This window comes from uncultured Eudoraea sp., from assembly GCF_947260015.1.
GTDB lineage: Bacteria > Bacteroidota > Bacteroidia > Flavobacteriales > Flavobacteriaceae > Eudoraea.
Map to the genome: position 1 here is coordinate 26758 of NZ_CAMYOM010000036.1, position 8650 is coordinate 35407.

8 protein-coding genes and 1 tRNA gene are annotated in these 8650 nt (G+C 37.5%); 4 read left to right on the top strand and 5 right to left on the bottom strand.

Annotation, left to right across the window (positions count from 1 at the left end):
* Nucleotides 1-391 precede the first annotated feature (391 nt).
* The 5 genes from Q0X66_RS13365 to Q0X66_RS13385 all read right to left on the bottom strand — a co-directional run bounded on the left by Q0X66_RS13365 (nt 392) and on the right by Q0X66_RS13385 (nt 4496).
* Nucleotides 392-1915, bottom strand: a complete 1524-nt coding sequence (locus Q0X66_RS13365; protein WP_297707200.1) for an ATP-binding protein — start codon at nt 1913-1915, stop codon at nt 392-394.
* Entirely contained in the window at nt 1908-2405 is a 498-nt protein-coding gene (locus Q0X66_RS13370; RefSeq protein WP_297707202.1) for a Rab family GTPase, read from the bottom strand. Before Q0X66_RS13370 ends, Q0X66_RS13365 begins: the two co-directional genes overlap by 8 nt.
* Entirely contained in the window at nt 2392-3264 is an 873-nt protein-coding gene (locus Q0X66_RS13375) for a cell envelope biogenesis protein OmpA (RefSeq protein WP_297707204.1), read from the bottom strand. Before Q0X66_RS13375 ends, Q0X66_RS13370 begins: the two co-directional genes overlap by 14 nt.
* Nucleotides 3265-3273: 9 nt before the next feature.
* On the bottom strand, nt 3274-3636 hold the full coding sequence (locus Q0X66_RS13380; RefSeq protein WP_297707206.1) for a fructose 1,6-bisphosphatase: 363 nt from the start codon (nt 3634-3636) through the stop codon (nt 3274-3276).
* A 796-nt stretch (nt 3637-4432) separates the two neighbouring features.
* Nucleotides 4433-4496, bottom strand: a tRNA-Phe gene (locus Q0X66_RS13385).
* A gap of 122 nt (nt 4497-4618) precedes the next feature.
* Between Q0X66_RS13385 and Q0X66_RS13390 the strand changes: the two genes are divergently transcribed.
* Genes Q0X66_RS13390 through lptC form a run of 4 tightly spaced genes read left to right on the top strand, consistent with a single transcriptional unit; the run spans nt 4619 to nt 8638 of the window.
* Complete coding sequence (locus Q0X66_RS13390; protein ID WP_297707208.1) at nt 4619-5347, top strand: type III pantothenate kinase; 729 nt, start codon at nt 4619-4621, stop codon at nt 5345-5347.
* Complete coding sequence (locus Q0X66_RS13395; RefSeq protein WP_297707210.1) at nt 5348-6619, top strand: hypothetical protein; 1272 nt, start codon at nt 5348-5350, stop codon at nt 6617-6619.
* A gap of 40 nt (nt 6620-6659) precedes the next feature.
* Nucleotides 6660-8030 (top strand): hypothetical protein, encoded by a 1371-nt coding sequence (locus tag Q0X66_RS13400; protein WP_297707212.1) that lies wholly within the window; start codon nt 6660-6662, stop codon nt 8028-8030.
* A gap of 2 nt (nt 8031-8032) precedes the next feature.
* On the top strand, nt 8033-8638 hold the full coding sequence (lptC, locus tag Q0X66_RS13405; RefSeq protein WP_297707213.1) for an LPS export ABC transporter periplasmic protein LptC: 606 nt from the start codon (nt 8033-8035) through the stop codon (nt 8636-8638).
* Nucleotides 8639-8650 lie beyond the last annotated feature (12 nt).

Below are 8650 nucleotides of genomic sequence, written 5' to 3' on the forward strand. Positions count from 1 at the left end.
CCGTTTCCGTCGGCGGAGGAATAAATGCGATTTTTTTATCTGTTTCTTCTCTTTCTTTTTTAGTTTTCTTTCTTCCAGGATGGTAGGAACTATTATGATAAGGGCGATTAGGAAAATCAGAATACTTATTATGAAAAGTACCTCGACTGCATAGGGAATATTCATTTTTTAGGTTCGTTTAGGTATCATGTTTTCTCTTCTAGTTTCTTGTTAATTCTGGAAAACGATCAAAAATATAAGTTGTATTGCGGCAAAGAATAAATCTGCAATATCTCTGATTTAAACTAGATGAATGGTAATAAAAAATCGATGAAATGCCTAAAAGAAAGAAAATTCTTACTTAATTGAAATTAATAAATTCTCCCCATTGTTCTTCAATGCTCCTTTATTTTTACAAATAAGCGAAGATTGTGGAGAGTAATTCTTCCTTGTCGAAGGGTTTTGTGAGGACTTTGTTCATTCCGGCATCTTTAAATGTTTTTAGATGATCTTCATAGGCGAATGCTGTCATTCCGATAATTGGGAGTTGCTTTATATTTTTAAAAGGGAAGTCGCGAATAATCTTTGTAAGATGGTCTCCCCGGGTATTGGGAAGGTTAATATCCATTAGGATGAGATCGTAAGAATTTTGTATCACCTGTTCCAATACTTGAGCCCCATCATTGATAATATCCAAATAGAACTGGTCTGTATCCATCAACACCTTAAATAATAATGTCTGAATGCGTTCATCATCTTCTACCAGCAAGAGTTTGTATTTCCTATCAGGCTTGCCAATATTGCGGGAAGTACCCTTGCTAGGTGATTGTGTTGTGGCAGAACGTTCGAATGATAAAGGAACTTTCAAGCCCAGATCAAAGGAAAACACACTACCTTTTCCGGGAGCAGATTTTAAGGCTATTTCACTTTCCATCAATGCAAGAAGGCCTTTTACCAGTGCAAGTCCTAAACCTGTTCCTTTTTCTTTGTCTTGCAAGGTCAATTGGGAAAACGATTCAAAAACGATACCTTGTCTATCTTCTGGAATACCACGTCCCGTATCCGAGACAACAAAATGCAGATGTATCTTGTTGGCCCATTGCTGGTTAAACATTACCTCTAAGGAAACCGTACCTTTTTCTGTATAATTTATCGCATTATCCAATAGATTGGTAAGGACCTGAAATAGACGTAGTCGGTCTCCCTCAACAAATTCTGGTACTCTGTTATCTACAGAAATTTCAAAAGTGAGCCCTTTGGATGTTGCCTTGGTCCTATATGTAAAGGCAAGCAACTCTAACAACTTGGCAAGGTTAAATAGGTTATGGCGCAATTCCAGTTTTCCAGAGGCTATCATACTGATGCTAAGGATGTCTTCCAGTAATAATTTTAAATTTGCATTGGATTCGCGTAATACCTCAACTAATTGCCTTTGTTCCGTATTCAGATCAGTATCGCTTAAGATTTGAGTAACGGCGATGCTGCTCATTAAGGGGTTGCGAAGTTCATGGCTAAAATTTTGGATAAACAGGTTTTTAAAAAGCTCTCGTTCCTCCAGTTCGACATTTTTCAACACGATCAGTTCTTCATTGATGATGGATTCATTGCGTGCTTGTGCAACAGCTTGGTAATTGTTGTAATGCTTTGTGAGATCCTGTATCAGGACTAGCTGCCCTTTTTCAATTGAGCGTATTTGTATGTCTGTGATATACTTTGAGTTTGCAATAGATAAATGGATACAATAGAATGAATGTACCCGTTCTGGAAGGGATACAAGGGATGGAATGCACTCAAAGAAGGGGTGTAGGTCTGTGAGCAGTTCTCCTTTTTTAATAGGCAAGAAGGCCGGGGTACTTTCTAGTATTACACTGTTAGAATCTGCCAAAATAAATTGGCAGTTAGATCCAATAAATTCTTTTTCGTACTTTTTAAGCATCTTTGTTCAATAAGTTGGCGAGGTCTAGAAATACTTCTTCTACCATATCACCTGTTTTAGCACTGGTGAGATAATTGTACTGAATAGCGTGTTCGTTTAAGGTTTCATGCAGCTCATCTTCTGGGACCAGGTCCTTTTTGTTACCAATAATAAGTAAGGGTCTATCTGGAATCTTTCGGGAGACAATTTGAAGATCTGTTTTTAAGTGCTGAAAGGTTGAGGGCCTACTAATGTCAAAGACAAAAATTATGCCGTGAGTACCCAAAAGATAGGCATCCCTTATTTGGTCTAGGTCATCAGTGCCTTCCAGATCCCATAAGATCAGAGATATGGAATCCTCTGAGGTAAGTGCTACTACTTTTTTTGTGATATGGACCCCAATGGTCACTTTGTATTTATCCGAAAACTGATTGGTCACAAAGCGGCGAATCAGAGAAGTTTTACCAACTCCAAAATGACCGAGGATCACAATTTTCTTAGATCTTTGCATTAGCGAAACTTGCTTCCAGTTCCTTTTCCAACAATTCCTTATCAATGGTACGTACTTCTTTACCATCTTTTTCATGGTCTTTTGATTGAAAAACCAGATCGAGGTTTATGGCCATGAAGTTGTAATAGAAATTAAAGATGATATCCTGAAGATTGTTCTTTGATTTTAAGTGATAATCTCCAGATATTACAACCGCCACATAGTGAGTCACAAAGCTCTGTAAATGTATATTGTAAAGTTCATATTGAATCAGTTCCAGGTTTTGGTTCTTTTTATGGAAAGCATCTTCCACAAAGCTTTTAATGGCAGTTAACATCCCAGAAATCATTTCCTCATCAATGGTATTAGTTACCGAATAACTTGCTTTTAGAATCCCGGTATCACGCTCAATAAGCAATACCTGTTCGATAGTGGCAGATGCCAATTCGCGCATCAGTAGTTGTTCTTCTGTAGGCCTGCCAAACCATGAGCGGATCTTGCGCTTGAATCCTTTGATGAAACCCAGTTGGTTGTCTATCTTCTCGGAAAGGATTTTGATCTCCTGAGCAACATATTTCTTTACCATTTTACCCAATACGGGATATAAGGCGTCTACCACTTCATCTTTGTGATTCTTTATCTCTTTTTTGAGGGTAGCGGTAATGGTAGGTCCCAGGGTATCCGGAATACTTTTGGTAAAGGCACTTAATTTATCGTCTACCAATGGGTCTACTTTGGCAGCCAACTTTTTTTTGTCATTGATGATAAGTTCTACAAGTTCTATTCTCTTGGAAATATCCTCTACGTCCCCCCGGTCATCAGGGAACAGGATATCCTGAAGAATCTCCAGTTTGGCTTGCTCATCCATTTTAGTGACCATACGAATAAACTATTTCTTACGGATCCTTTCGCCCAGCTCAATTAACAGATCTCCCAGTTCTTTTTTCTGGATCTGATCTTTTTCAACCTCTTCAAACCTTGTTTCCAATTTGTCTTCCAATTCTGTGATCCGAATGTTAATATCTGTGGAAACGTCATCAATGGACATTCGGAGATCGGTACGAACAGCTTCAATAAGATCTTCGAGTGCCTTCTTCTTTTTTAGGATATCAGTCTTAAGGGTTTCAAACTCCGATTCATATGCCTGGATATTTTCACCAAAGATGAGGTTTTTGATCAGCTCTAATTTAGAGGCGGTCTCCAGGTCTTTCTTATTGTTCCCTTTTGTCAATGGATACTCATCGTTCGTCATACATTGCAATTCTTTATGATTGTCTATTAGCTATATTATATGCCCTAAGGTTTAAGTAGGTCCCTTTTAAGCGAGTCATTTTAAATTGGGCCAAGAAATCAAATATATAAAAAAATATAGGTGTACCCTACAACTTTGGACTTTAGCATGCTTTTATTCGAAAAAGCACATGAACGCGGATATTATTCTAATTATAAATTGCCTCCATTCATTCAGTTTCACGTAAGACACCCTTATTACTTCCGTAGGAAAAATTGGACCATACAAACAGTAGCTTAAGTGAGGTTAGCAAGAACGCCTACACAATAAAAGGCTGTTACTCCGAGAAATGGACTTAGCGGGCGTATTACCCCACAAATAAATCGGTAATATCTAGGTTAAAAGATAAATACGAATTTTTCCAGGTGGTACTTCCAGGGTTAACTTCCCCCGATTGTTATCGGGGTCGTTGTTCCTTTGGTCTCTCAGTTGAAAATGCCAAACCCACCTGCCTTGGGCAGGGGGTTTTTCGTTTTTCAGACCCTGAAAAAAGCGGGCTTTTATAGGTACTATTTCATTACCTCCCACTTCGTAGTTAATTATTTCCTCCTTCGTACTTTATTTTTTCCTCCAGGGTTAACTTCCCCCGATTGTTATCGGGGTCGTTGTTCCTTTGGAACCTCTCCTGAAAATGCCAAACCTCTCTGCCTTAGGCAGGAGATTTTTATTTCCCCGATCCTCAGGAAAGTAAACTTTCCACGTCTGAGGAAATAAAAAACCCACTCCTTGTATCAAGAAGCGGGTTTGGCGCTTTAAGTGGTACCTCCAGGAATCGAACCAGGGACACACGGATTTTCAGTCCGTTGCTCTACCAACGCACCCTCCGAAGCACAAGCAATAGCGTAGTGCGTAGGAGGGGGCAAATATACTTTCAAATTTAGGAACTACAAACAAAAAAGAAAAAAAAGCCTGCTGTTTTTTTTCATTTTATAATCTTTGTATTATGAACCTTATTGTAGATGCCGGAAATACCTATGTAAAGCTTGCCGTTTTTAACGGACATAGCCTGTTATGGCAACAAAAGTTTGAACCAGAGGACTTTCCAAAGATGGTAAAAAAAGTGTTTAAAAAATATCCTGAGATTCAAACAGCAATTGTTTCTTCAGTAGGTGTTTTAGACCAAAAATACATTTCGGCATTAGCTGTTTTTGTTGACGTACATTTATTGAGTCATAATACTAAGATCCCCTTTAAAAATTCCTATGCTACGCCTCAGACATTAGGAATGGACAGGGTAGCACTGGCTACAGCCGCCTTCTATCATAATCCTGATGCCAATACCCTGGTTATTGATGCAGGTACATGTATAACTTATGATATGATAAATGACTACGGGGAGTACCTGGGAGGGGCAATTTCTCCCGGCTTAATTATGCGTTATAAGGCATTACATGAACATACTTCAAAGTTACCTTTGCTAGAACCAAAGAATTTCTATGATATAATAGGAAATTCTACAGATTCAAGTATCCATAGCGGTGTTTTAAATGGCATTTGTACAGAGATAGATGGGGTCATAGGCCAATACCAATTGCGTTTTGAAGATTTAACAGTTATTTTAACAGGCGGTGACGCTCAATTTTTGTCTAAACGATTAAAAAATACCATATTTGCGCATTCTAATTTTCTCCTAAAGGGCTTGAATTATTTGCTGGAATACAACAAACGCTAGATGGTAAAGAAAATCGTATTGCTAATACTCTGCTTAACGGCAATAGCATCATATTCCCAGAGTGGTAATGGAACTGTATCGCCTTATTCATTTGGTGGAATAGGAGATTTCAGGCCTCAGACTACAATAGAAAATCAGGCTATGGGAGGCTTAAGCATGTATACAGACAGTATTCATGTCAACTTAAATAATCCTGCCGCTTACGGGAAACTCAAGTTGGTGACTTATACCGCAGCAGGTGGGCATAAAGAAGTAATACTGAAGGATTTTACAGAAAAACAAAGTTCTTCGGTCACTTCTCTTCAATATATTTCTCTGGCATTTCCCATAACACCAAAGTTAGGTATGGGAATAGGAATTCTTCCTTATACGGCTGTGGGTTATAATGTTCTTTCTGAAACTACTAATGCCACACAGGATACGGTGTTAAATCAGTATACAGGGGATGGGGGGTTGAATAAAGTATATTTATCGGCAGGATATGAAATTACCAAAAATCTGCATGTTGGGGCAACAGTAAATTTTAGCTTCGGTAACTTACAATACCAGAGTGTTCAAAGTATTGAAGGAATACAATATGGTACAATAGACGTTCGTAAATCTGAGATTAATGGCTATGATTTTAATTATGGAGCAACTTATACCCCCAGGATTAAAAAGAAATACACTTTATTTAGCTCAGTTACCGTAAATACACAAGGCAATTTGGTATCTTCAAATACTGAAAGATTAGGTTCATTTTCATTAGCTACAGGGGAAGAAATTGAAGTAAGGGATGTAAATTTAGAGCCTGCAAATCTTAGAAATACAGAACTGAAAATTCCAACAAGGACTACTTTTGGGCTTGGATTTGGTCGGGAAAGAAAATGGTTTTTTGGAGCAGAATACAGTTTTCAGGATGCGAGTTCATTTAGAAATGACTTTATTGACCCGGCTAATATAGCATATGAAGAGGCCAACACGCTTAGAGTAGGCGGATATTTTGTGCCTGATTATGCTTCATTTGCCAAGTATATGAAAAGAATCACTTATAGGGCTGGTGCGCATACTTCCAAAACAGGTTTGATAGTCAATAATACATCGATACATGATTTTGGCATAACTTTTGGATTAGGTTTACCAGTTGGAGGAGGTTTTTCGAATATGAACGTTGGTTTCGAATACGGCAAACGAGGTACCACAGTAGCTGATTTAATTGAGGAAACTTATTTCAAAGTCAGTGTAGGACTGTCATTCAACGATAAATGGTTCCAAAAAAGGAAAATAAATTGATAAAAATTTAGTACATTAACCACTTTAAAATTAATACACGATGAAAAAGTATATTTACTGTATGATAATTGGGTTACTGGCAATAATGGGCACAGCAAATGCACAAGCTCAAAACCCTGAATGTATGACCAATCTTTCTATTTATGCTGAACATGCAAAAGTAAAAAACTACGATGCAGCATATGCACCTTGGAAAATGGTATATGAAGCATGTCCGTCTATTAACAAAGCAAATTTTTCGCTGGGGGAAAAAATTCTGGCTTATAAGATTAAGAATAGTTCCGGCACCGAAAAAGATGGTTATATAAGTGACTTACTTGCATTATATGATAATAGCTTAAAAGTTTTTCCTGATAAATTTCCCAAAGCGGTAGTTGCCATAGATAAGGCATTGTTATTATATGACAATAAGATGGCTTCTAATGAGGAATTATATAATATGCTTCATGTTGCCTTTGAACAAGACGCGTCAAATTTTAAAAACCCAAAAGCGCTTTATCTTTATTTTTCAAGTCTTGTCGACCTTTATAATGAAGGGAAAAAAGATCTTCAAACAGTGTTTGATACTTATGATGACGTTACTGAAAAAATAGATGAAGAGAATGCACAACTGACAGACCAAATTAGCAAATTGTTACCCAAGGAAGAGGCAGGTACCCTTACTTCAAAAGAAAAGAGAAAATTAAAGGTAGCCACTACAAATTCTGAATCTTATGGTAAGATTGCCGGAAGTGTGGATTCTAAATTAGGTGCTCTTGCAGATTGTGATAACCTTATACCTCTTTATCAAAAGAGTTTTGAAGCTAAAAAAACAGACGTTACCTGGGTAAAAAGAGCAGTAGGAAGAATGTTTAGTAAAGATTGCATTGATGATCCTATGTTTCAAAAATTATTTGAGGCACAATTAGCATTGGATCCTTCTGCGGATGCCTATGTTTACGGGGGAACTTTAAAGAAAAAAGCAGGTGACAACAAAGGAGCAATAGCAGATTTTAATAAAGCCCTGGCATTGGAGACAGATTCCAAAAAGAAATCAAAAATTGCTTACAAGATAGCAACCAGTTATAGAAGATCCAGTAAATCTACTGCAAGAAGTTATGCTCAGAAAGCTATAGATGCAAATCCTGCTAATGGGAGAGCCTACCTTCTTATCGCAAATTTATATGCAACAAGTGCGAATGATTGTGGAAGTACCCCATTTGAAAAAAGAGCTATCTATTGGAAAGCGGCAGATATGGCCAGAAGAGCAGGTAGAGTAGATCCATCATTGAGTGGCGATGCAAATCAAGCTGCAGCCAGTTATAGTGCCAAAGCACCTTCAAAGACAGATATCTTTAATTCTGGGATGGCCGGTAAATCCGTCAGCTTTAGTTGTTGGGTGGGAGGCAGCGTAACAGTGCCTAATCTATAACAATGAATAATCCTTACGGAAATAAATTTATTAACATTGCCATAGTTCTTTCTATGGCATTGTTGTTTTATGGCTGTAAGGATAATTATAAAAGGGTGGGAGAAGAAGCACAGCAAACAATATATCCTCAGGGGGTTGCTCAAAATTTTGTTCTTACCTATACAGAAACTCCTGATAAAATGGGAAGCGAAGACACCAAAAATTCCAGGATCATAGCCATTTTAAAAAGCCCGTTGAGCGAAGATTATGACAATATGAGATTTAAGTTTAGGACTTTTCCAAATGGCTTGGAGGTGGATTTGTTTGATGTGGATGACAATAAAAGTACAATTAAGGCCGACTATGGGATTATATATTCTAACACTAATTTAATAGACCTACAGGGTAATGTGGTAATCGAATCTCATGATGGAAAAAAGCTAGAAGCTCCTCAACTTTTTTATGATCAGACAAATGAGTGGATTTTTACTCAGCGTAAATTTAAATTTACCAATCCGGAAGATGGGACAATTATGGATGGTGAGGGAATGGATTTTAATAAGGACTTTAGTTTCTTCAATGCCCATAAGACTTATGGATTAATCACAATTAAGGAAGATCAAACATGATTAAAATACTAA

What these genes read in the sequence shown, in the direction of transcription:
- Q0X66_RS13365 (WP_297707200.1), bottom strand. Translation starts at nt 1,915, where the DNA reads ATGCTTAAAAAGTACGAAAAAGAATTTATTGGATCTAACTGCCAATTT.
- Q0X66_RS13370 (WP_297707202.1), bottom strand. Translation starts at nt 2,405, where the DNA reads ATGCAAAGATCTAAGAAAATTGTGATCCTCGGTCATTTTGGAGTTGGT.
- Q0X66_RS13375 (WP_297707204.1), bottom strand. Translation starts at nt 3,264, where the DNA reads ATGGTCACTAAAATGGATGAGCAAGCCAAACTGGAGATTCTTCAGGAT.
- Q0X66_RS13380 (WP_297707206.1), bottom strand. Translation starts at nt 3,636, where the DNA reads ATGACGAACGATGAGTATCCATTGACAAAAGGGAACAATAAGAAAGAC.
- Q0X66_RS13390 (WP_297707208.1), top strand. Translation starts at nt 4,619, where the DNA reads ATGAACCTTATTGTAGATGCCGGAAATACCTATGTAAAGCTTGCCGTT.
- Q0X66_RS13395 (WP_297707210.1), top strand. Translation starts at nt 5,348, where the DNA reads ATGGTAAAGAAAATCGTATTGCTAATACTCTGCTTAACGGCAATAGCA.
- Q0X66_RS13400 (WP_297707212.1), top strand. Translation starts at nt 6,660, where the DNA reads ATGAAAAAGTATATTTACTGTATGATAATTGGGTTACTGGCAATAATG.
- lptC (WP_297707213.1), top strand. Translation starts at nt 8,033, where the DNA reads ATGAATAATCCTTACGGAAATAAATTTATTAACATTGCCATAGTTCTT.